This window comes from Sphaerospermopsis sp. FACHB-1094 (genome assembly GCF_014696195.1).
Lineage (GTDB): Bacteria > Cyanobacteriota > Cyanobacteriia > Cyanobacteriales > Nostocaceae > Sphaerospermopsis > Sphaerospermopsis kisseleviana.
In genome coordinates this window covers 25020-49071 of the sequence record NZ_JACJPT010000012.1, presented here as the reverse complement: position 1 = coordinate 49071, position 24052 = coordinate 25020, and the positions used below count along the sequence as shown (strand labels likewise).

The window sequence follows — 24052 nt, the reverse complement described above, 5'->3', positions numbered from 1 at the left end:
TTAGATTTTGGATTTTAGGTTGGTGACTGGTGATTGGTAATTGGTGATTGGTGATTGGGGGATTAGTGATGGGTAATTGGTGATTGGGGGATTAGTGATTGGTAATTGGTGATTGGGGGATTCATGATTGGTGATTGCGTTATCAACCTCCCCATCTCCCCAGTCCCCAGTCACCAGTCCCCAGTCACCAGTCACCAGTCCCCAGTCCCCAGTCACCAGTCCCTAGTCCCCAGTCCCCAATCCCCTATACTGGTGACAATACCTTGAGTTTCTCTTCTAAAGAGTTCATTAGGGACTGGAAGGGCTGAACAAACTTGTCAATACCCTCTACAAGTAGTTCTGACATCACTGCTTCAATATTGATGTTGATGTCAGGATCTTTTAAGCTTTGGATGAGGTTATGAGCTTCTGCAACTCCTGTTTCTAAACTGTCGCTCACATGACAATGATCAGCACAGGCTTTAATAGTCCCAGGTGGTAGAGTGTTTACTGTGTCATGTCCGATTAATTCGTTAACATACATGACATCGCTGTAACTGGGGTCTTTGGTGCTGGTACTTGCCCAAAGGAGACGTTGCACTTTTGCCCCTTTAGCTGCTAATGCTTGCCACCTATCACTGGCAATTATATTTTGATATTCTTGATAGGCGATTTTTGCATTAGCGATCGCAATTTTTCCTCTGACTGCCCTCAATCTTGCTTCGTGGTTAATATCATCAACGCCTTTCTGCAATTTAGCATCAATCTTAGCATCAATGTTGGTATCAATCCGACTCAAGAAAAAGCTGGCTACTGAAGCAATTTTACTAATGTCCTGACCTTCATTTACCCGTTTTTCTAAACCCCGAATATAAGCCCAAGCTGCATTTACATAGCTTTCTACTGCAAATAACAGGGTAATGTTAACGTTAATTCCTGCGGCTATTGTCGCCTTTACAGCAGGTAAACCAGCATCAGTTCCCGGAATTTTAATCATCACATTTTCCCGCCCAATTTCTTGGCAATAGCGACGGGCTTCATCTATTGTAGCTTGGGTATCATGGGCGATGGTGGGAGGAACTTCAATACTCACATAACCATCCAGTCCCTTGGTCGCATCATACACAGGGCGCAGAATATCACAAGCATTGCGGATATCTGCAAAAACCAGAGATTCATAAATTTTGTATGTGGGTAAACCAGCACGCATCCCCGCTTCAATGTCAGCATCATAAATGGCATTACCAGTAATTGCTTTTTCAAAAATGGCTGGGTTGGAGGTAATACCAGAGATTCCTTGATTTTCTACCAGGTTTTGCAGTTCCCCAGATTGAATAATGTCACGGCTTAAATTATCCATCCAGATACTTTGACCGTGGTTTTTAATCTCTAATAAATGATTGGTTGCCATAACTATTTTTTAACTCCTATTAACATTGTTTTTTGTGAAGTTGAGAAGTTTACTCATCCTAATTTCTTGATGGAGAAGCGCCAATTTATATGAATGAACCGCAAAGTACGCAAAGTACACGAAGGAAGAGGGAAGAAAAGAGGGAGAAAAGAATTTATCAATCAAATAATTCGGCGTTTCTTGACCAGGAAATAGTTTAATTGAGTGTATTTTTTACTTCACATACAAACATTGCTAGTCCTGCATTCCAATCCCAATGTGCCAATGTTTAGCTTCGATTACTGGCCATACTAAATGCTTTTACTGGATTTTGGCTACTGACCTTTTTGAATAAATGACTCGACTTTAGCTACATCCTGTTGACTACCAATAATTAATGGTGTGCGTTGGTGCAGTTGTTTGGGGACTACATCCAAAATATCCTCTGTTCCAGTGGTAGCAAGCCCTCCAGCTTGTTCTATCAAATATGCCAAGGGTGCAGTTTCATAAAGTAGTCGTAACTTACCTTCTGGTTTTTGTAATGTACCCGGATAGAGAAATACACCACCTTGTACTAAAATTCGGTGAATATCGCTGACCATCGCCCCACTATAACGGGCAGTATAACCTTCTGTCTTATGCACATAACGAATATACTCTCTAAATGATTCTTCCCACTGCCAGAAATTTCCTTCATTAACACTATAAACAGCACCATGTTCAGGAATTTTCACGTTTTCTTCTGTGAGAATAAATTCTCCTAAACTGGGATCAAGGGTAAAGAAATGTACACCTTTACCAATACTGTAAACCAGCATGGTACTTGGTCCATAAAGAATATAACCTGCTGCTAGTTGTTTCCGTCCATGATTTAATAAGTCTTTAGCTTCACCATCTAAGTCTGTTCCTTCTTGTTGACGGATGGAAAAAATTGAACCTAAACTGAGGTTAATATCTGTGTTAGATGAACCATCAATGGGATCATATAATAGGGTATAACGTCCAATAGGGCAGTTTTCGGGGATGTAATAGGGTTTTTCCATTTCTTCCGAAGCCAAGCGACAAACTAAGCCACTTTGCTTAAATACGGAAATAAACACTTCATTAGCATAGACATCCATTTTTTTCACAGATTCACCTTGGACATTCACTTCCCCTGTGAAACCCAGAACATCTTCCATTAAACCTGCACGGGTAAACCGTCGTGCAATCAGTTTACCAGCTAAGGCGATGCGATTCATTAACGCACTCAAATCCTGTGCTTCTGGTCCAAAACTCTGGAGTTGTTGGAGGACATGACGGGATAAGGTTGTACAATCTCGGTCTAAGGCTTTATCACTGGATAAATCTAACGTTTCTGCTACTTGAGTCATTTTGGTTACTTCCTGGGATTTTGCCTATAGCGGTTTTTAGCCACTACTTCTATCTTAGAAAGGTATTTGGATAACTTAAATGTGATTTTATATAAACTAAAGAATTGATATTCTCGTTCCTAGTCTCAGACTGGGAATGCTGTCATTGAGTCTCTGACTCACAACCATGTAAAATAACATTGATGAATTTTGTCTGAATCAGGATTTTCAGGATTTAAGGATTTTCAGGATGTGATTTTTAGATTTCTGGTTTATTCTCGTTAAATTATGGTAAATAATCTGGATTAAGAACATCTATAACAGAGAAAGGAGGATTTTCAGGAAATAAATTAGGTGATAATTGATATCTTTTCAGAATATATTGCCTAGCTTTTTGATAACATTCTTCAAAAATATCATCTAGCATATTTCTTAAACTCGGACTATCTTCCAGAGTTAATTCTATTTGTAATCTTTGTTCCGCAACTGTATTTCGCCATCCTCTAGCATTATTTTCTTTTTCTAACTGCCAATATTCCAGTTTTAACAAATGTTCAATTAATGTGATTAAACGGCTTTTTAATTCCTTTTTCTCGCTTCTACCCATGCTGTTGATTTCTTCTATTAAATTTTTAATGTCTAATTCATCAAATTTATTGCTTTCTAATAAATTGGCTGTGGTTTGTAGCCAAAGATAAAAATCTTGCTCATATAAATTTTTTGATTCGTTTTCTATCTTGAATTTTTCCATATTTAGTTACTATATTAAATGTATATTTAATTTTATTATACCACAAGCCTAGCCGCCTCTACAATAAAGTTAACTAAAGTTAAAAATAAGCTGATGTGCAGCTAAACTGTATAATTAAAAAATCTGAAGTTACAGTAGCACAAGCATCTTGTTTGTATTAATTATTCAAGTTAAAGGAACAACAGCTTATTCTCTCTATTTAGTCATCTTTAGATCACTTCATCTATGAGACTGGGAATTTATTCCCAGTCGGTGCTGACATTCAGTTTAGGTTACGCAAACCATTTATCGCTGCTTGTTTTTTTGCTTCTTTCTTGTTCTTGCCTTTTCCCAGCCCGTAGATTTTACCATTTATTTCAACTTGAACAGTAAATTCTTTTTCGTAATCTTGTCCAGTTTCTTGAATAGTCCTATATGTAGGAATATCAAAACCATTTTTTTGAGCCTTTTGTTATAACAAGCCTTGAGGATTTTCTAAACTCTCTAAACTGATATCTTCAGGAATTTTATCCTCAACAACTGAAGCTTTCCAATCGCGTCACGGTTATTTAACTAGGACTTACGCACTGTACAAATTCACCATGATGTGCATGAACCAAAATCCGTCGTTTCAGGCTTTTGTCGATTAACTTCCGATCAATAGCGAACTGCTTGCAGCAGCGCTTCGCTATCGCTCAAAAATCATTAAAAAATCACGTTAAAAAGCCTGAAATCTATACCTCATATTTGGTTGATCCTGTCAATGCGTAAGTCCTATTAACATATTCCAGATGCAGCTAATCTTAAAAGATTTTTAGATCCATAAAGGCTTAATACAGTTTTATATATAATACAGTTGTTATTATAATGGAGATTACACTTAAAAATGCAGTTAATATTATACAGTAAACCCGGTTGCCATCTCTGTGAAGGTTTACAAGAAAAACTAGAACAAATTACAAGTATTTCTTTTAATTTGGAAATACGCGACATTACGACTCGTGAAGATTGGTTTGCTGCTTATCAGTATGAAATTCCAGTGTTGTTTTTATCGAACCACAGAGACACAGAGAACGCAGAGGAGTTACAACCTATACCCCGTCCTTCTCCTCGCGCAAATGTTCGGCAGTTGGAACAATTGCTTTTAAAATATATTCCCAATACTTAAGCTGTCAAGTAGTTAAGCTGTATATTTTTCCAATAGTGAAGTATTGTAGTGCGGGCAAGATGCCCGCTAGACTTATACAAATTAAATGCACAACAGCTTACTAAAAATATAATCACATATTTCTAGCTTGGTAAGGTTCAAGGCTTACTGGGGCTAACTAAAAGCCGCACTATTGGATTTCAATCATCAGATATGATGACAAAAATTAATGATATTTTTCTGTTACGGATGTTAATATTTGACTAGCCCTGACTAGATTTTTGTTATTTAAACGTTGCAATTTTTGGAGTTGGAGAGATGTAAAAGGAATTTGGAAATCTCCTCCTGACTACTCTAATCTCAGGAAAAGACTTTCTTGGCAAGCCTTACTTATACATTTTCGCAGTTTTTGTCAAATCCCGTCCTTAAACTAAATCTATCCGGCAATATTATCCTATGGTTACAAAACTTTATCTCATACAGCAGTCCTTTGATCTTAAAGAAGCATTTCGCTACAGCGTTGGTTTGGTAGTAGTTTGTCTGCTAATGCTTATTCTATTATGGTTACCAGATATTTTAAGGGAAAGGTAAATATAGGTAAATATAGGGATCAACAACTGACAAGCACTTTGGTATACCTTTGGCGGGTGTTGTAGCTGTGGCATTTGTACTAGTCATTTATGATAAGTGATTTTATAGTCTAAAACACTTTTAATTCTTGAGTGATTGCCTATTATCTGCATAAATAGGTAGGGTTTGCTGAATAAACCTAAAACCTTGATATATCAAAGGTTAGAGGCTGATAAACACAGAAATTAGTGCAAGGGTTTTGAAGGGTATACCGGAAAAAGTGTGCATTTTTTGGGATTTCAAGAGATGGCAAAGAAATTTTCAAATCTCCTCCTGACACAAGAGGGCAACCACGGGGGGTTTGCCCCTACTGACTCCTGACTCCTATGCCCTCACGGAAAATCATATAATTGATGCTGCTGCCACTGCGACCTTTGCTACTAAACAGCGCGTACTAGCAATAATTAGACCGGGCGATCGCACCCAAGTACAAGAATGCGTTAAAATTGCCAATGAATACAAAACACCCATTTATCCCATTAGTGGTGGTAAAAATTGGGGCTTTGGTTCTAGGGTTCCCCCCCAAGATGGCAATGTGATTATGGACTTGGGACGGCTGAATCAAATTATTGACTACAATGAAAAACTTGCTTATATTACAGTACAACCTGGGGTAACTTTTCGTCAGGTTTATGAGTATCTCCAGTCCGTAAAATCTAATTTATTTCTGTCTGTCATTGGTGGATCTCCTGAAGCTAGTGTCATTGGTAACACATTAGAAAGGGGAGACGGTTCAGGTCCTTTAGGCGATCGCTTTGCTCATGTTTGCGGGTTAGAAGTGATATTACCAACTGGAGAATGTATTCATACTGGATTTGGTCGTTTTGGTCATGCTAAAACCACTCGCCTTGCACGTTGGGGGGTTGGTCCTTATGTAGATGGAATTTTCACCCAGTCTAACCTGGGAATTGTCACCCAAATGACGGTCTGGCTGCTACCCATGCCTAAATATTACCAGACCTTTAGCTGTCGAGTTAATGATTATACAGGTTTAGCCAGACTACTGGATAGTGTGCAAACTTTAATCCTGCAAGGAACCATTCCAGAGAGTTGTTTTTACATCTGGAATTGTTACAAAGTTATAGCCAAAGAAGGAAGATACCCTTGGAAAGTAACTCAGGGTAAAACACCCTTATCGTTACAAGAGATGAAAGGAATAGAACCTTGGTTTGCCGGTGGTTCATTATTTGCGAACAGCCAAGGGGAAGGTTTAGCACAACGTCAAATAGTTGCAGAAACCTTACCCCAGGAATTACAGCCAGTAGATTTTGCCCAGACAAATCCAGAGGAAGATGGATTAGGCGTACCCGATGATGAGAATATTAGAAGTACCTATTGGCGTAAAAAAACCAAGATTCCCCATGACCTTAATCCTGACCGGGATCAATGTGGCGTAGTGTGGCTGTGCCTATTGTTTCCCTTTGATGGTCAACAAATAGTTGAAGCCTTAGAAGTGATTGCTTCTACAATTAAACTTTATCAGTTTGAGCCAAATTTGGGCATGAACTGTATATCAGCTAGGACTGTACGCCTGTTTATAGCCATTATGTATGATCGGGAGGTATCAGGGTCCGACACACAAGCCATGGACTGTCATGATCAATTACTAGAGTGGTTGTTAGCTGCTGGATACATACCCGACCGATTAGGAATTCAATCCATGAATTCTTTACCTCCAACACAAGATGATTATGCCCAATTTATGAGTAGTCTCAAACAAAACCTTGATCCTGAAAATATCTTAGCTCCAGGTAGATATGACTGCTTTTAAACAAGGGCGTTGCAGAGAAATCTCTGCAACAGGTCAAAAACTAATCTAACTGTCGTGCTACCAAGCGGGCAAATAATCCATCCTCCTGAACCAATTGATCATAATTTCCTACCTGTACTACTCGACCTGCTTCCACAACATAAATGCGATCAGCATTGCGAATAGTGCTGAGACGGTGGGCGATAACAATACGAGTGGCATTCATTTGATCTAAACTTTGAGTGACAATAGCCTGGGTTTGATTATCCAAAGCACTAGTAGCCTCATCCATCAACAGAACTTTAGGTTTTAAAACCAGCGCCCTAGAAATCAATAGCCTTTGTCTTTGTCCCCCAGAAAGGTTAGTTCCCCCTTCGCTAATTACCGTGTGCATTCCCATAGGCATAGCTTTAATATCTGCATCAAATCCTGCCATGCGGGCTGCTTCCCAGGCTTCATCCAAAGTAACTAAAGCCCCGGATGTAATACTGTCAAAAATTGGGGAAGAAGAAATGCGGACATTTTGCAGCACTACACCTAATTGTCGTCGTACTGCTGGCATATCCAGCCCGGCTAAATCTTGTCCATCGTAATAAATTGTGCCGCTGGCGGGAGTCTCAAAGCCCAATAACAGGCGAAATACTGTAGACTTACCACTGCCACTTGGTCCGACTATAGCAATAAATTCTCCCGGTTCTGCATGGATGCTGACATCATCCAGGGTGAGCGGACCATCTTCCCGATAGCGGAAAGTGACGTGATCTAAAGCAATGCGGCCAGTCAGTCGCCCGGGATCAGCTTTGGTGGGATCTGATTCTTGTTCTGTTTGCAGAATTGTTTTGGCTCGTTGCCACAAAGGAACAATTTCCAAAATATCAGTCAGAGTATTACTAATATTTGTGGCACTGCTAATAAACACACCAAAAGCCGAATTAAACGCCAAAAATGCCCCCGCTGATAGTCCGCTAGGGTTTCTCTGAACTGCCGCCATCTGAATAAACAGAATTGCAAACCAAAAGATCAGTATGGAACTGACCATAGATAGGGCTTCATTGAAAACTGTTAAACTATCGTTAATTCCTTGAACTTTTGATTGTAATTTGGCTCGATAACTATATTTTTTTGCCCATGCGGCAAATCCTCTTTCCTCGGCAGCAGCCACACGCAGTTTAGCTACACCGTTGATTAGTTCTACAGTAAATCCATCAATCTCTCCATCTAATTCTTCTTGTTTTCTCTGTTTGGCGATTAACATCCGACTGGAAATCACTGTCACAATCATCACTAAGACCGTTATACCAACACCCACTAAAGCTAGTTTCCAGCTATAGATAAACATCAGCCCTAAGTTGAGGAGTGCAAAGACTCCAGTTAAGAGTGTGCGTTGGGTAGAACCACTTAATTGACTGCGAATTTCACTCACCGCTAAGAGACGATTCACCAGATCCCCAGAGGCATACTGGCGAAAAAACCCAGGACTTAATTTGAGGATGCGATCCCATAAGGCAGGTTGTAGGGCAGCATCAGCGGCATTTTCTACTCTTAAGGTAATAATCTGTTGTGCTAATTCAAAGGTGGCTTTTCCCAAAGCAGCCGCAAATAAACCCAGTCCCAGTTGTAATAATAAGGAGCGATCGCTGTCGGGAATAGCATCATTAACTAAAATTGCCGTTGCCTGGGGAGTCACCATCCCCAGCAGTGATCCTAAAATACCCAAGATGAATATTAGTGCTACATCTTTTTCATACCCTCTGATACCAAAACGGAAAATATCTATGGCTTTGTTAATCAACGGTGGTAACGGCCGATAAAATACATAGGCTTCCGGTTTGATGTTGGCGATAATGTTAGCATTGACGGGAATTTTACTTAAAGTCTCAGGATCGAATAACAGATAAGAATTATTTAGACCTGGTAATAAAGCTACAGGTTGATCAGCCTTGGTGTAGGCTAACAAAGCGTCGTGTTCCTGTTTCCACCACTCCCCTATCAGCAATACTCGACGGGTTCGGCATTGGGAAGATCGAGCGATCGCTTCTAGGGGATCTTGCACCCGTTCCAAGTCTTCTGACTCTGCCGGGGGCAGAATTTTAATCCCCATGAATCTACCTACAGCCCCCGCCGCAATTAGTAAGGGAGTTCCTTCTGGTAGAAATGTTACTTGTTGCGGTTCTAAGATTGAAGTTAGTTCTTCCATAGAACTTTCAATCATCCGGCGGTTAAATTCCTGCCTTTGCTGGAAACGCCGAAATTCTGACTCTATATGCTGCTGCTCTAAAACATTAAACAGGTGAAAAAAGTAAGTGTGTAACAGGGCTAAACTTGCCGGTAACTGTTGCACCTGTGCTATTTCTTGCAGGGGTGCTGTATAAACTTCAACCGGATTTTCCGCTTCCAACCAAGTACCACCTACCAAGGGTATGGGGGGAGAAGAACTATCTATGATGAAGTCTTCTATTCCTCTCCAGCGAGTTCTGCCTTGTTGACAGACTACCCACGATATATTTTGTCTTTTTTTGCCATTACCTGTGGAATATTGAGGAGGTACAAGGGTTTGCTCTTTCAGTAAAGATATGTAGTGAGTTCCTTCTGCTACAATACTATTGCTTGTCAACTGGTGATGCTGTTTTAGCCATTCTCCTAAGTGATAACACCAACCTTCTATGAGAGCGATCGCCTCCCAGTTACCATCTTTAACTTGCTCTAACAACTCCTCGAATGGTAGTTCCAGCAGTTCAGTTTCTTCTAGTGCTACTGCCAAAATGCCCCTAAACTCTTGAGATTGGCTGCTTAGTGCTAAACTAGCGCCAAATAAAGCTTCTCCAGCACCGACATTAAACAAAAAGCGGCGACCACCTTTCACCTGTGAGTTTTCCACCAAGATACCATGCAAGACTAAAGAACCTGACTTGACAAACCAAATTTTCTCAGGATCATTTAAAAGCAATGGTTCATTACCTTTAACAATACGTCCCTGCCGAGTAATAGTCATATTTATCCTTCCTCAGTACCTATTAATCGTGTATATACTCCAGGTTTGCTTCGTAATTCTTCGTGAGTACCCCGCTGTACTACTTTTCCCCGGGATAAGACAATAATTTCATCGCAATCACGAATCGTACTGAGTCTGTGAGCAACAACTAGACAAGAACAACCACGCCGACGCAGGTTTCTGTCAATGATCAACTCCGTTTCCGCATCCAGCGCACTAGTTGCCTCATCAAGAACCAATACGGATGGATTTCTCACCAAAGCCCTGGCAATTTCCAACCGCTGACGTTGACCTCCACTTAGATTCATTCCCCCCTCAGTAAGTTGGGTATTATACCCACCAGGCATATTCAAAATTAAATCGTGGATAGCGGCATCTTCACAGGCTCTGACTAGATCTTCTTCCGGTACGGTTGAATCCCAAAGAGTCAGATTTTCCCGCACAGTACCTGCAAACAGAAAAATTTCCTGCTCTACCATCGCCAGGGAATTGGCAAGAATAGGGCGAGTAATTTCCTGGCGCGGTATCCCATCCAAAAGGATATCCCCTGACCAGGGTTGATATAGTCCGGTGACTAACTTAGCCACAGTAGACTTACCTGAACCACTACCACCGACTAAGGCGACTCTTTCCCCTGGTTTTAAACTCAAGCTTAAATCTGAAATTAGAGGATCTTCTAAACGACTGTAGCCAAAGGTTAGTCCCCGCAGTTCTACATATCCTTGTAATTTAAATGACTCTTGAGTGTATGCAGGGGTGGAGTTTTGCTGGTCAACTTCGCGCTGGGCTTCGGTATCTACTGGGTTTTCTAAAACATCATCAAGACGGTTTAAATCTGCTTGTAAATCCTGTAGTGTACTACCAAAGTTAACTAATTCATTCACAGGGTCAAGAAATTGCTCAGTCAGAGACTGGTAGGCAACCAGCGCCCCAATACTCAGACTGCCCTGCATCACTCTAAATCCCCCTACTACTAAAATGGAGGTGACAGCTAATGAGGTTAACACTGTCGGTAAGCTGCCTAGTATACCGCTGGAAAGTCCTAATTCCTGCTGGGCGTTAATGCTTTTAGCATAGTAACCGGCAAACTTAGAAAATAAATCAGACTCTAAGCCACTAGCTTTAACTGTTTCAATACTTTGAATACCACTAATAGCTACTCCACCTACTTTCCCTGTTTCTTGAGATAATCTGATATTGGCATCAACTCGGTTACGGGAGAGGGATTGCAGGGCTACAAAGTTAGCTGAAGCAAAGAGAATGGCAATGAGAGTTAATACTGGATCGTAGAAGAACATAATCAAGGCATAAAGCACCATCATTAAGGAGTCTATGGCCGTGGTAGCCAAACGTCCTGATAGAACCTCCGCAACCTTATTGTTCAGTTGAGCGCGACTACTAATTTCTCCCGCAAAGCGTTGAGCATAAAACCCCACTGGTAAGCGGATGGTATGCCAGAGAAACTGACCAGACATAGTAACTGACAGTTTCAGTAGTAATTTTCGCAGATAGGAGAGCCGCAAGCGAGCTAACAAGCCTCTCAGCAAGGCTGCTACCACCATACCCAACAATAGGGGACGCAGCCAATCAGTACGGTTTTGAACTATAACTTCATCAATAAAGACTTGAGTAAAGGCAGGTACAGCCAAGCGAGGAATTGTCAGCAGCAATCCCGCCACCAAGGAAAAAATAATTGCTGTGCGGGAAGTCTGCAAGCGTGAGGCTAAGGCAGGAAGAATCCCTTTTTTCCTACCACCCTTCTTAAACTCTGGTCCGGGTTCCATCACCAGGACTACCCCTGTGAACCCTTGGTCAAATTCATCAAAAGTAATCTTTCTCCGACCATCTCCTGGATCGTTGAGATAGACAGTTTTACCAACAAACCCCTCCACTACTAAAAAGTGGTTGAAGTTCCAAAAGACGATAAAAGGAGGTTTAATTGTCTGTACATCTTCTAAAGATTTTCTAAATCCTTTGGCATTTAAACCGTACAACCGAGCCGCTTTGAGTACGTTGGAGGCTTTGCTACCATCTCTGGATACTCCACATTCTCGACGCAATTCTGTTAAGGGAACCATCCGACGGTAATAGCCCAAGATAATACCAAGGGCAGCCGCCCCACATTCTACAGCTTCCATTTGCAGTAAGGTAGGAGTTCGGACGTAACCTCTATCCTTTGGTCTGATCAAGTTAGAAATAAATGCTATGGACATAATTTACTAATAAATACCAGTAATGGATCTAAAGATGGGGATAACGTAGGCTATGGGTGCAATTTCTCCTACTTTGACTCGGACTTGTACTGTAGTTCCCGGAGATAGCTGGATATCGGGACCTTGAGAGGAAGACCATTGATAGCCACTCTTAGTATTGTCGGTTTTCAGTTCGGCAAAAATTTGGATCGGGGCGTTCCCTCCTCCTGATGCCAAACCTTGGGCTAGACTTTCTGCTAGATTTTGGTTGCCAATGACAGTTGACATATCTTGTATAGTCACAGGAAATGGTGTAACGTTTGTGACATTGCCTAGAATACCGCCAAATCTTTCTCGCTTGACTAGACTAGGGGTAACTTGAACCTCCATGCCCTGTTTAACTTGCTTACCATCCTTATCAGCAAAGTACATAACGCTCATGAGTTTGGCTGCTGCTCCTTGGGAGTTAATTGCCCCTAGACGAGAACCTCCAGACACTATCTGCCCTGGCAAAACTGATAATTCTAAAACCTTGCCATCATAATCACTGATAATTTTGCTCTTTAGTTCTATTTCTCTTTCTATTTGAGCTATTCTTCTTCTCACCTCTTCGATATTATTCTTTCTATTAATCCGTGCTTCTAATTCTTCTTGATCTAATCTGGCTAGTTGACTTTTAACTTCTTGGAGTTTGCTATTGATCTCGTCAATGGTATTCAAGCTTTGCTGATATTGTCTTTCCAGATCAGCTCGCTGCACTTGATTTTCTTGCAGTTTAACGTTAAGTTCGTTGCTTTGGTTGATCGAATCTAAATACTGTCGTTCTGTATTTACCTGTTCTAGTTGTAGCTGTTTTTGTTGGGCTTCCAGATCAGAGAGTCGGGCTAGACTATCAAAATATTCTCTTTGGGCGCTTAATATCAGATCCGCACTGACAATTTTTTGTTCATACAATTGGCGGCGAGCTGCTAGCTGTGTTTCCAGTTGGGGTAGCAATTTATTAATTTCCTCTATGCGATCATTAAGACCTTCTCTTCTTTGTTGAATAGACTCAATACTTCTTTGACGCAGACTTGGTAAAACTTTTTGATCATTACTCAGTCGTTTTTGAATTACCTCACGACTTTGGTCTAGTAGGATGAGATTTTTTCTGCGTAACTCTGGCATGATCGACTCTCGCTTTAAGCTCAGTTTCAGGTTAACCTGCTGTTTGTCCAGATTTATCCTTTCTGAAGCGAGTCTAGTTTTGAGTGCTAAGTTACTGTCCTGTGCTTGAGTCAATAGTTCTGCCAGCTTTTGTTTTTCTTGCTGTAGTTGCTTTTCTAGAGAAGGTTGGCTGATAATGCCAATGATGTCTCCTTTTTTGACTTCATCTCCAGGTTGAACTTTGAGTTCAACTACTGTCCCATCACCAGGTGCTTGCAATTGGATGACGCTGCGGGGATATAACAACACACCTTGTCCGGTAACTGTGAGGGGAAGGCGACCAAGGACACTCCAGATTGCGGCTATTGTCACCAAAGATGTCAATCCGGCTAATGGTATCCAAGCTCTAGGATTGACAACATTCATAAGTTGGTCGAGCCTTTCTGGTGAAGATAGGCGTTCTAGGGATTCCTCACGAAATAGTTTTTTGGATGAATCTGACATAACAATTAACTCACTGAAGATTTATATTTGCTGAGGGTTTAACTGACTTTTAATCGTTTGAGCATCCAGTCAAATCTTGCTCCTCCCAGAGTCAAGTTATCCATGATGTCCAAATCAATTTCATCTTCGTAGGCTGTTTCTAAATCTAGACTTTGACCGATTTGGTAACGACCTTTGCCGTATCCCAAACGGCTAATTAGACCTTGCAATCTCCCCGCCAGTAGCAAACAAACAACTCGATAAAAACGGGATGCTGTTCCTACATCTTGCTGTAGTTTTACTAATAGTTGTTGTTCGCTAATTCTCAGTAAAATGGAATTTTCTAAGGCTGTTAAGGTTGAGGTTGAGGTGGGTTTATCTATGGCGATCGCTTCTCCAACAATTTCCCCCCTGTAAAGACGGATGATCTCTTGTTCTAATAATCCATCTGGTTGTTCATCGTTTTCTAGAAGCCCGAAAACACTAAACAGCCGATTGGGTTGTTCTTCTTTGACTAAAACCGCCATTACTCCTTGGAGGATAATATCCAGATTTTCGATTTGCTGGCCATTGCGGATGAGAACTTCTCCCGCTGATATTTGTATCAATCTTCCCGCCCCTAACATCCAATCAACGTCGCTGTCACTCAGTTCTCCAAAAATGAGCGGTACATCCTCTAGGGGCGGAATTTGTCCTTTTTGCTGACGTAAAAAGTTCTGTACTAGTTGTCGCCAACGTTCTGACAGTAAAGTAGCAATTCCCCGATAAAATCGGGCGGCAAAACCAAAGTCATCTGCTATTTTCTCTTGCAGTTTGGCGGAGGAAATAGCTAGGAGATCGGAATTTTGTCTTGCTTTTACAGTCATTATTCCTGGAGTTATTTCTAGTGCAGATATTTTGCCAATCACTTCTCCAGGGTTAAAGCTGGAAATTTCTGCTTCTAAATCTTGGTCTTCCTCCAGGGCAGCAAAAACACGCCCCAGCCTACCACCTTGATTTTGACTAATACTGCCGCTGAGTTTACCGCTAATTACTAGATATAAATAATCAGGCGATCGCCCTTGTTCAATTAACACATCTCCTGATGCAATTTTCTCTATGTTTCCGTTTTCTTTCAGCCATTGGATATCGCTATTACTTAACTGTTTGTGAAAAAGGTCTATCATAATTTCACCTATTTAATCATCAAGGTTTAAAAGGTTGGACTTACAGGGGTGTAATTTCACAACCTGGGGAAAGCAGATGTTTAACATCATTGAGGGCTGATTCTATCAGGAATACTCCTTGTGCAGATGCTAATTCTTCCAGTCTGAGAGTTGTTAAGGCAATCAATATTGACATTTCTTCTTGTCTTGTTTTGGCTGATTGGCGAAACTTTTGGTCAAATTCTTCTATATTTTCCGCTGCTGTTTTCACCAGCCTTTGTAAAACTATAAACGCCCCTTGGGAAAGTGAAGGCTCTCCCCGATAATTTTCTAATCTACCTCCTTGACGATAGGTGGGAAAAGCTTCTAAACCGACAAAGTGTAAAAACCAATCTGCCCGATAATAACCTATAGCGTTGACAATTCCTCGATAATCTGCAATCAACTCATCGAGTATATTATTTCGCATCGAGCCAAACCAACGGCGTGTTACATAATGGGTGCATTCATGTTCTAAGCGAATTTTGACTGATAGTTCTAACCATTGTTTTTCCTCCAGCCCTAACTCAGCCCCCCTAACGTTGCTATATACTCCTGAACTCAATAAAATAAATCGGTCACGATATAGTTCTGGACGTTGAATTAAGTTTTGAAATTCCGTTTCCCAATTTGACTGATTTGGATCTTGTTGTTTCTCTAACCATTCCTGTTGATATTGTCTTACCCGATCCCAGTTGTTATATCCTTGCACAATACAAGCACCCATTGATTCTGGAATAGAGTGCGGTTCATTGCGTTTAGTTAAAGCTTGGACTAAGCTAACAAAATCATGTCTATTACCTGCTACCAAAACCGGAATCCCACCCGCTAAGGTTTGATGAATATATAGTTGCAGATTTTCTGGTGCTAGTAAAGTTAGCCCGGTAGCCATTTTCATCTGTGCAGTTGATTTGCCTTTGCGAGTTGCAGCCCGATATTCTGATGTTTCACTGATACCTCCGACAATCGGAAATTGCAGTTGCACCAAGTGCGTCTGCAAAGTTGGATAAGCCCCTATAAGATGAGATTCCTGGACATATTGCTCCCAGGTAGCAAGATAAGGTTCAGATTCGCTTTGGTGCAGGTATTCTACCCCAGGAAGAGTAAAAACATTTTGATTGTAAGCCAGTAGTTCCAGAACTTCTGACTCATTAGCTCCATAAGCTGCTAAAGTATCGGTGCAAAATTTTAAGGAATTCATTGCTACCGCCAAGAGCAAAAAAAAGTATGTTATGGTTAATAATAGATGAAAAAGTTGTTGTATAATTTACTCGGATGTTTTATTTTTGTAACATTTTTCATAATTTCGGTATTTAAGCCATGTCAAAAATTATTTCTATCCACTCTTATCGGGGCGGTACTGGTAAATCAAATACCACAGCCAATTTGGCAACGTTGGTTGCTAGTCAAGGACATCGTGTTGGGATTATTGACACTGACCTCCCTTCCCCTGGAATTCATATTCTATTTGGTTTAGGAGATCTACAAGGCCGTACAACTCTGAATGATTTTCTGTGGGGGAAGAATAAAATCAGCGATGCTGCCCATGATGTGAGTTATGTTTTAGAAGGACAGGGTACTCCCAATAGTAAACTTTACTTAGTCCCAGCCAGTGTCAAAGTTAATGATATTTCTCGGATATTAAGACAAGGTTTTGATCCAGAATTGTTATTTGCAGGATATGAGCATCTGATTAAAACCCTGAACTTAGATTATTTATTTATTGATACTCATCCTGGTCTAAGTGAAGAAACTTTACTTTCTTTAACAGCTTCCCAAGTTGTGCTGTTGATTTTGCGACCTGATCAACAAGATTTTCAGGGAACAGCCGTGACAGTAGATGTGGCCAGCCGTCTCAAAGTCCCTCAGATGTTTCTCATAGTTAATAAAGCCCTACCCGAATACGACTTTGAACAAATGAGCCAACAAGTCACAAATACATATAATGTACCAGTATTGGGTATTCTGCCAGACTCTCAGGATATGCTGCGTTTAGCCAGTCAAGGGATATTCACCATCAAATATAAAAACCATGCTATCAGTAAAGTTATGCAAAGAATGGCTCAACAAATCACTGGTAAAACATTTACTATTTAAACTAATAGCTAAACCATATTGGACTAGCAGACGTGCCTTATTTAATCTACGCTCCTGCAACTGGTAACCAAAAAGTTTATCAATTAACACTGGGAGTTAACACCATTGGTCGCCAAATGGATAATACTATTGCTCTCATTGAGCAAACTGTATCTCGTTACCACGCCCAAATTCATGTCACTCCTGACTGTGTGACAGTTCATGATCTGGGAAGTCGTAATCACACTTTTGTCAATGGAATGCAAATCGGTGATATTTATCAAATTTGTGAAGGTGACCAAGTTGCTTTTGGTAGTTCCTCTTTTAAATTTGTTCACCACCTGACTACATCTGGGTTAGAGCAGTTTGAGGCTAAACAACAATATTTAGGCAATAATTTCAAACAAATTCCTATCCCCCAAGTTCCTGAAAAACTGGAAAATTTATTAGACCAACAGTCTAGCGATGACTCTGTTCTTAACTTCAATACTCACACCCAGGAACACCAAGTAAACAAACTGAAAATTCTCCTAGAAATAAGTAAACAACTTTGTTCTCCCAACGAACCCAATGAACTTTTGCAGAAGATACTAGATCTACTATTTCAAATTATGAAAATTGATCGGGCGGTAATTCTCCTAGTAGATGAAGATTCCCAGAAACTAGAAGCAAAAGCAGTCAAGTCACGGGAGTATATTCATAATACGCAAGATTTTTACAGTCGTAAAATCGTTAATCTTGCTTATGAAAGTGGAGATGCAATTATCACGGAAAACCCCCAGGTTGATTTTAATGACTCTGCGTCTATTGTGCGATCTGGGATTGAGAATTGTATGTGTGTTCCACTGAAAAACTATAAGGAAAATATTGGGGTATTATACGTCGATAATTTATCTCCCATGGTTCGTTATACTGGTGAAGATTTAGAGTTTTTAAGTGCTTTAGCTAACCAAGCAACAGCAGCTATTCATATGTTTCGGGAGTTCCACAAACGAGAACAGAAGTTAAAACAACAAGTATTATCATTGCAAATTCAAATCGACCAATCGAAGAAAGAAAGCGAAGTTGCTGAGATTGTTGGGGGTGATTTCTTTCAAAATTTGCAGCAACGTGCGGATCGACTCCGAAACAATAACAATATTAGCTGAAAGACCCGTTAATATTCCTGAATAACGCATTCCATACCCCTGGGTTCACAATCGGTAATTTCGGTTTTTAAGCTGCTGAATGCGGGCTGTATGGGTTAGGCGTTGGTATCAACCACGCTAAAATTTAATGTTTATTTTATCAAGTAGGGGTTGCAGAGAAAGTCTTTCCGTGGTGGTAGGGAATAGTTTTAGCTATCCATTAGCTCCAAATTTTTTGATTTATTACCCCTAAAATACACAATTTTAATGGTATACACTTGAAAATTTTTGCACCTATTTATCAGCCTCAAACCTTTGATTTATCTAGGTTTAATATTTATAGGACTTACGCAAAAGAACGAAAAAACAGGGTTTTCGTAAGATAGGTTAATGAGATGAAAAAACCCCTACACCCTACACCCAGCCCTAATAATAGATTTTGTACGTAAGTCCTGATTTATTTAGCCAGCCCCAAGTAAGTCTCAAAGTTGCAGAAATGCCTTAACGGGTGACAAGGGGGCTGAAGATGAGATGTGGCAATAATTTGAGAAAATAAGGAGGGAAAAAAATAGGGGCAAGGAAGCCCCCAAAACAACAAAATGTTACCACAATCATATCAAACAATTTTCCGAAAGCATTTAAGTGAACAGCAGTATCTGACACTAGAGATATTGTTGTTATTGATACAAGCTCATCGCCAAGTAAAACCGTCAAAATTGGCAAGTTTATTTCCCCAACCAATTCAATATGAAAGCAGGAAACGCAATCTACAAAGATTTTTAGCAATAGGGAAACTCTGCGTAAAATTATTATGGTTTCCGTTGATAAAATATTGGATTAGACAATCGTTAACACCAAAGCAACTGAATCGAGAACAGCGGCGTTATTTTCATAAAAAACAATATCAAAAATATGGTTATTGGATGGTAGAACTGGATAGAACACAGTGGAAGGGGCGAAACATATTTATGGTGACATTGGTATGGGGTACTCATGCCTTACCACTATATTGGGAAACATTAAATCATGTCGGAAATAGTAATTTACAAACCCAAAAAAGATTAATAAAAACGGCAATAAAGTTGTTAAAAAAATGTCGAATTGTGGTGTTAGCAGATAGAGAATTTCATAGTCCAAAACTTGCTAAATGGCTTGATGAGCAAGGAGTGTGCTTTGCTCTACGTCAGAAGAAAGACCTTCATTTTCAGGAAAACCCAGGACAAGAATATCAAGTGCTTAAAAACCAAGGATTTAAGCCAGGAATGTCGAAGTTTTATGAGGGAGTTAAATGTGGTAAAGGGGATGAATTAGGCTTATTTAATATTGCTGTTTATTGGAAGAGAAAATATCGTCAAAAAAAACCAAAAGAACCTTGGTATATTTTAACAAATCTGCCAACTCTGAAACAAACTTTATGTCTTTATAGATGCCGATGGGGAATTGAACAGTTCTTTAAAGATTGTAAAACAGGTGGCTATAATTTAGAGGACACTAAAGTGAATGAAACTCGTTTTTTAGCTTTAGTCTTATTGATTATTATTGCTTATAGTTTGGCCACTATGTACGGTCAGCGGATGAAAAAATTAGGTATAGAGATTTATGCCGGACGTATTCAACAACACCAGGATAAGTACCCACGTCAGAGTGATTTTGGCTTTGCTCTCTACGGACAATTATGGATTTATGGCATGGAATTATGGGCTGATTTAGCTCTGAACTTAATCGCTCTCAAGCCGCATAAACGCCTCTTTTTTCAACGTGGCTTTCAGGCTCTATCCCTTATGAAACAAGCTGTTTAGCCACCTTGTCACCCGTTAAGCAGAAATGCTTCACAAAAAATTACAATTTCTGAAGAAATAAATTCAGAACATTACAAGGGGGTAGACCTTATTAATTATCTTATTAACGAGGAAACAGTTATGGAAAGTTATGGAAAGTTATGGAAAGTTAAGATCATGATTAATTAAAATTGACAATGACAGTAAAATCGCTAATATTAGACACAGTGGTAAATTTCAGATGATTTAGGAGAAAGAATATGGAAGCCCAAGAAAAACAAGAAGCTTTAGAAGCATTAAGCAAACGCTCAGAGTTTGAAAATCAATTGGTAATTAAAGCTTACGAAGATGAAGCATTTAGACAACAATTACTAGCAGACCCTAAGACAATTTACGAGCAAGAATTGGGAACAAATATTCCCGATTCCTTCAAAATTCAAGTAGTTGAAGAACTGCCAAACACCATTTACATGGTTTTACCCAGAAAAACCGAAGAAGTAGGCGCAGAAGGTGAACTTTCTGACGAAGCTTTAGAAGCAGTAGCAGGCGGTCGTAGGTGGGCTATTGGTTCTAAACGCCATTGGGTTGTAGCTTGGAATTAACGAGCTTTTTGCTTTGAGTAGAAGACTATAATCAAGCTTGCGGAATGACCCAACACTATTTACCTGCTCTTACCCAGAAAGATAGAAGCAGGAGGGGAACTTTCTGATGAAGCATTAAAAGCAGTAGCAGGTGGCGGCTGGGTGATTGTTTCTAAACTTAGTCAGTTGATGGCTTGGTCTTAAACATCTGTCTGCTTTAACTAAGAGACTAGAATCAATCCTCATCTCAAACCTGCTAATTTTTTCTCAGGTACTGAAAAGTGTTTAACTTTTTCACCAGTGGACTGAGATAAATATAAATTTCCAGTTCACTAGGTCTTTTCCAATTTATAAAAAGTTTGAAAATAACTTAGAACTTATGAATAAAATTTCAGCATTAACTAAGCCAAAAAGAATAGAAATTGATATTAGTCAAATTCGCTGTCTTTTAGAACAAGGGGACAGCGAATCCCATTGGCTCAAAAACCTTTCTGATCAAGAGTTAACGCAAGAAATTCTCAAAATTACTCAAATCAAACGTTTTATTGAAAAGGGACAAGGTGATCTCAGTTTTAGAGAAAAGATTTTGAGCAACTTTGATGAAACTGTCAAAGCTTTTAACTTAGATGTTCGTGCCGATGAAGTTGAGTTTTTGTGGAACCCAAGGTCAGCAAAACCACCGCAGGGATACCAAGATTTTAATAATATTCAATCCCAGTGGGCGCAATCTATAATTAATTTAGCAGGATCGAGTAGCAATCTTCGTTATCGAGCATGGCGAAAACGGCAAGTAGCTCGCTGTAAAAGTCAAGTATTCCAGGATGAAACCCAACATTTTCCTGTATCGTTTGAACTGAACAAGGGATGTTCTGTTGGTTGTTGGTTTTGTGGTGTTGCTGCTCCTAGTTTGGGTGATATTTTTTTCTACACCGCAGAAAATGCCCAACTATGGCAAGAAATTTTGGTATTGATGAAACAAACCTTGGGAGAAGCAGCCGGAGCGGGTTTTTGTTATTGTGCTACTGACCCCCTTGATAATCCCGATTATGAAAAGTTTTTAAGCGATTTTCACGCGATATTGGGTGTATTTCCGCAAACGACTACGGCTCAACCTCTCAAAGATCCTGAACGCACGCGATCGCTGTTGAAACTGTCTTTAGAAAAGGGTTGTCTGCTCAACCGCTTCTCGATCATTTCCCTGAAACTCCTAGAAAGACTGCACGCAGAGTTTACACCAGAAGAGTTGGCATTTGTCGGCCTAGTGCTGCAAAATCCCGAATCTGGCTTACCTAAATCTATCTCTGGAAAAGCTAGAGAACGAGCGCAACGTCAAGCAGAAAAAGAGGATAAAACTATAAATGATGATCACTCAGGAACTACAGCTTGTGTGACGGGATTTCTGATTAATATGGTTGATCGGAGTGTGAAATTGATCAGTCCTTGCAATGCCAGCGATCGCTGGCCACTAGGGTATCAAATTTACGAACAGGGAAACTTTAGCAACCCTAGGGATCTGGGTCTATTCATGGAGGCTGCGGTTGATAAGCATATGCAAATAGAAGTTAAAGATAGCGATAATCTGCGTTTCCGTCCTGATCTACAATATGAAAGTTTATCAGACGGATTTCAACTGTCCACCAGATTTTTTAAACATAAATTTCGCCATGCTGACCACATGAAACAGCTAGGAGAAATTATACTACCGGGAAATAAAACCGTCGCTGAAATATTACATCTATTTAATATCTGGGGTATTCCTTCAGGACAAATCCGCAAATCTATCAACCTCATGTTCAGTCAAGGTGTTTTTGATGACGAGCCAATTACTTAACTGACCGATGAAAATTACGAATCTTTGAGGAAGTTATATGTCAACAATTGCGCCTCCCCATATCCAACAACTAGGCTTGGTTAGTCTAGCACAGATTAGACAGTTGCTATCCAGTCAGATTGCAGCCGAAACCCACTGGATCAAAGACTTATCTGATCAAGAATTTGCCCAAGAATTTCATAGAATTACCCATGCTAAACGCTTTATGCAAAGATGGGAAGCTGATCCTCAATTCAGAGAACAAGTTATCAATAACCCAAAGCAAGCAGTCGCTCGCTACCATTTAGACGTTGATCCCGAAGAAATCAAACCTTTGTGGGAACCGCAGTTGCTTGAACAATTACAAGCAGCCGGACAACTGCCTTTACTTGTAGAACGCTGTCGTGATTTTGCCCAAGCATCCGACGAGGGCAATAATTCTCATTTAATTACTGGCAGTCATAATCGCCATTATACAGCTTGGCGATCGCGCCAAATAAATCGTCTATCTAGTCAAGTTCCCCAATGGCTCTCGGAAGACATTGGACATTTCCCAGTTAGTTTTGAATTGAGTCAAGGATGTTCTGTTGGTTGCTGGTTCTGTAGTGTTTCAGCCCCTACTCTTGAAGACATTTTCTTCTACACTCCAGAAAACGCGCAATTGTGGCGGAACGTGTTGGAATTGTTGCAAGAGAAACTAGGAACAGCCGCAGCAGATGGCTTTTGTTATTGGGCAACAGATCCCCTGGATAACCCTGACTATGAAAAGTTTTTGTGTGATTATCACGAAATTTTGGGTGTATTTCCCCAAACTACCACAGCCCAACCTCTAAAAAATATTAACCGGACAAAATCGTTACTCAAACTGGCTTTAGAGAAAGGGAACAGATTAAACCGGTTCTCAATTCTGTCTCTGAAAATTCTCGACAAACTCCATGAGGCATTCACCCCAGAAGAATTAGCCTTTGTTGGGTTAGTGATTCAAAATCAAGAGGCGGGTATTGAAAAAGCCAGTGCTGGAAGGATGCGTGAGTACAACCAACGCCAAGCAACGAAAAAAGAGCAAGTCGTTGATGAATCTTTGCCGGGAACTAATGCTTGTGTGAGTGGATTTCTGTTTAATATGGTGCATCGCAGCGTCAAATTAGTTAGTCCTTGTCCGGCAAGCGATCGCTTTCCCAATGGCTATCAAGTCCATGATAAAGCCACATTTACCACCATTGATGAATTAAAAACATTTCTAGACAAAGCGATTGAGACTTATATGCCTCTATCTCTGCGTTCAGGCGATCGCGTGGGTTTTCGCAGCGACCTTAAATATGAAGAATTTGAGGATGGTTTTCATGTCTCCACGCGATTTTTCACCTTGAAGTTTCGCAATGATCCTTATCTCAAACAACTAGGCCAACTCATTCTCAAGGATGATAAAACCGTATCACAGATTACTTCTTTATTGAATATTTGTGGTACTTCTACCCCCACTACCCTCAAAGCACTCAATTTAATGTTTGCACAAGGAATTTTAGACGAGCAACCAGAGGAATAATTAGGACTTGCTGAGAAAGTCTTTCCATGAGGGGATAGGAGTCAGGAGTCAGGAGTCAGGAGGAAGTTTGAAAATTCCTTTTCCATCTCTCGAAATCCCCAAAAATGCACACTTTTTCACCTATACCCTTCAAAACCCTTGCACTTTTTTCCTATTTAT

General features: G+C 40.2%; 17 protein-coding genes. 9 read left to right on the top strand and 8 right to left on the bottom strand.

Annotated features, from left to right (window positions below):
- Positions 1-123 precede the first annotated feature (123 nt).
- A complete protein-coding gene (locus tag H6F47_RS05605; RefSeq protein WP_190648005.1) occupies positions 124-267 on the top strand; it encodes a hypothetical protein in 144 nt (47 codons plus the stop codon).
- On the opposite strand, the gene tal is transcribed toward H6F47_RS05605, so the two are convergent.
- From tal to H6F47_RS05590, 3 genes are all read right to left on the bottom strand, one after another.
- A complete protein-coding gene (tal, locus tag H6F47_RS05600; RefSeq protein WP_137667824.1) occupies positions 245-1390 on the bottom strand; it encodes a transaldolase in 1146 nt (381 codons plus the stop codon). The two genes, H6F47_RS05605 and tal, sit on opposite strands and share 23 nt — an antisense overlap.
- Positions 1391-1704: 314 nt before the next feature.
- Positions 1705-2742, bottom strand: coding sequence for a class 1 fructose-bisphosphatase (gene fbp / locus H6F47_RS05595; RefSeq protein WP_137667823.1), 1038 nt, complete (start codon positions 2740-2742; stop codon positions 1705-1707).
- 265 nt (positions 2743-3007) lie between these two features.
- Positions 3008-3472, bottom strand: a complete 465-nt coding sequence (locus tag H6F47_RS05590; protein WP_137667822.1) for a DUF29 domain-containing protein — start codon at positions 3470-3472, stop codon at positions 3008-3010.
- 865 nt (positions 3473-4337) lie between these two features.
- On the opposite strand from H6F47_RS05590, the gene H6F47_RS05580 reads away from it, so the two are divergent.
- Positions 4338-4619 (top strand): glutaredoxin family protein, encoded by a 282-nt coding sequence (locus H6F47_RS05580; RefSeq protein WP_190648004.1) that lies wholly within the window; start codon positions 4338-4340, stop codon positions 4617-4619.
- Between the two features lie 910 nt (positions 4620-5529).
- The gene (locus H6F47_RS05575; RefSeq protein ID WP_190648002.1) at positions 5530-6999 is read left to right on the top strand and encodes an FAD-binding oxidoreductase; all 1470 of its coding nucleotides are present in this window, start codon (positions 5530-5532) and stop codon (positions 6997-6999) included.
- A gap of 40 nt (positions 7000-7039) precedes the next feature.
- On the opposite strand, the gene H6F47_RS05570 is transcribed toward H6F47_RS05575, so the two are convergent.
- Genes H6F47_RS05570 through H6F47_RS05550 form a run of 5 tightly spaced genes read right to left on the bottom strand, consistent with a single transcriptional unit; the run spans position 7040 to position 16176 of the window.
- A complete protein-coding gene (locus H6F47_RS05570) occupies positions 7040-9970 on the bottom strand; it encodes an NHLP bacteriocin export ABC transporter permease/ATPase subunit (RefSeq protein WP_190648000.1) in 2931 nt (976 codons plus the stop codon).
- A gap of 2 nt (positions 9971-9972) precedes the next feature.
- Positions 9973-12183, bottom strand: a complete 2211-nt coding sequence (locus H6F47_RS05565; protein WP_190647999.1) for an NHLP family bacteriocin export ABC transporter peptidase/permease/ATPase subunit — start codon at positions 12181-12183, stop codon at positions 9973-9975.
- Positions 12184-12189: 6 nt separating this feature from the next.
- Positions 12190-13812 carry an NHLP bacteriocin system secretion protein gene (locus tag H6F47_RS05560; RefSeq protein WP_137668002.1) on the bottom strand — a complete coding sequence of 541 codons (1623 nt, stop codon included), beginning with the start codon at positions 13810-13812 and terminating at the stop codon, positions 12190-12192.
- 38 nt (positions 13813-13850) lie between these two features.
- Positions 13851-14957, bottom strand: a complete 1107-nt coding sequence (locus H6F47_RS05555; protein WP_190647997.1) for a cyclic nucleotide-binding domain-containing protein — start codon at positions 14955-14957, stop codon at positions 13851-13853.
- 40 nt (positions 14958-14997) lie between these two features.
- A complete protein-coding gene (locus H6F47_RS05550; protein WP_190647995.1) occupies positions 14998-16176 on the bottom strand; it encodes a hypothetical protein in 1179 nt (392 codons plus the stop codon).
- Positions 16177-16295: 119 nt separating this feature from the next.
- Between H6F47_RS05550 and H6F47_RS05545 the strand changes: the two genes are divergently transcribed.
- From H6F47_RS05545 to H6F47_RS05520, 6 genes are all read left to right on the top strand, one after another.
- Positions 16296-17072: a MinD/ParA family protein gene (locus H6F47_RS05545; protein ID WP_137667999.1), complete on the top strand. Its 777-nt coding sequence runs from the start codon at positions 16296-16298 to the stop codon at positions 17070-17072.
- A 32-nt stretch (positions 17073-17104) separates the two neighbouring features.
- A complete protein-coding gene (locus H6F47_RS28790; RefSeq protein ID WP_190647993.1) occupies positions 17105-18199 on the top strand; it encodes a GAF domain-containing protein in 1095 nt (364 codons plus the stop codon).
- Between the two features lie 578 nt (positions 18200-18777).
- Positions 18778-19977: an IS4 family transposase gene (locus H6F47_RS05535; protein WP_190647990.1), complete on the top strand. Its 1200-nt coding sequence runs from the start codon at positions 18778-18780 to the stop codon at positions 19975-19977.
- 239 nt (positions 19978-20216) lie between these two features.
- A complete protein-coding gene (locus H6F47_RS05530; RefSeq protein ID WP_190647988.1) occupies positions 20217-20558 on the top strand; it encodes an NHLP leader peptide family RiPP precursor in 342 nt (113 codons plus the stop codon).
- Positions 20559-20916: 358 nt separating this feature from the next.
- A complete protein-coding gene (locus tag H6F47_RS05525) occupies positions 20917-22368 on the top strand; it encodes a radical SAM family RiPP maturation amino acid epimerase (RefSeq protein ID WP_190647986.1) in 1452 nt (483 codons plus the stop codon).
- A 37-nt stretch (positions 22369-22405) separates the two neighbouring features.
- A complete protein-coding gene (locus H6F47_RS05520; protein ID WP_190647984.1) occupies positions 22406-23893 on the top strand; it encodes a radical SAM family RiPP maturation amino acid epimerase in 1488 nt (495 codons plus the stop codon).
- The last annotated feature ends 159 nt before the right edge of the window (positions 23894-24052 follow it).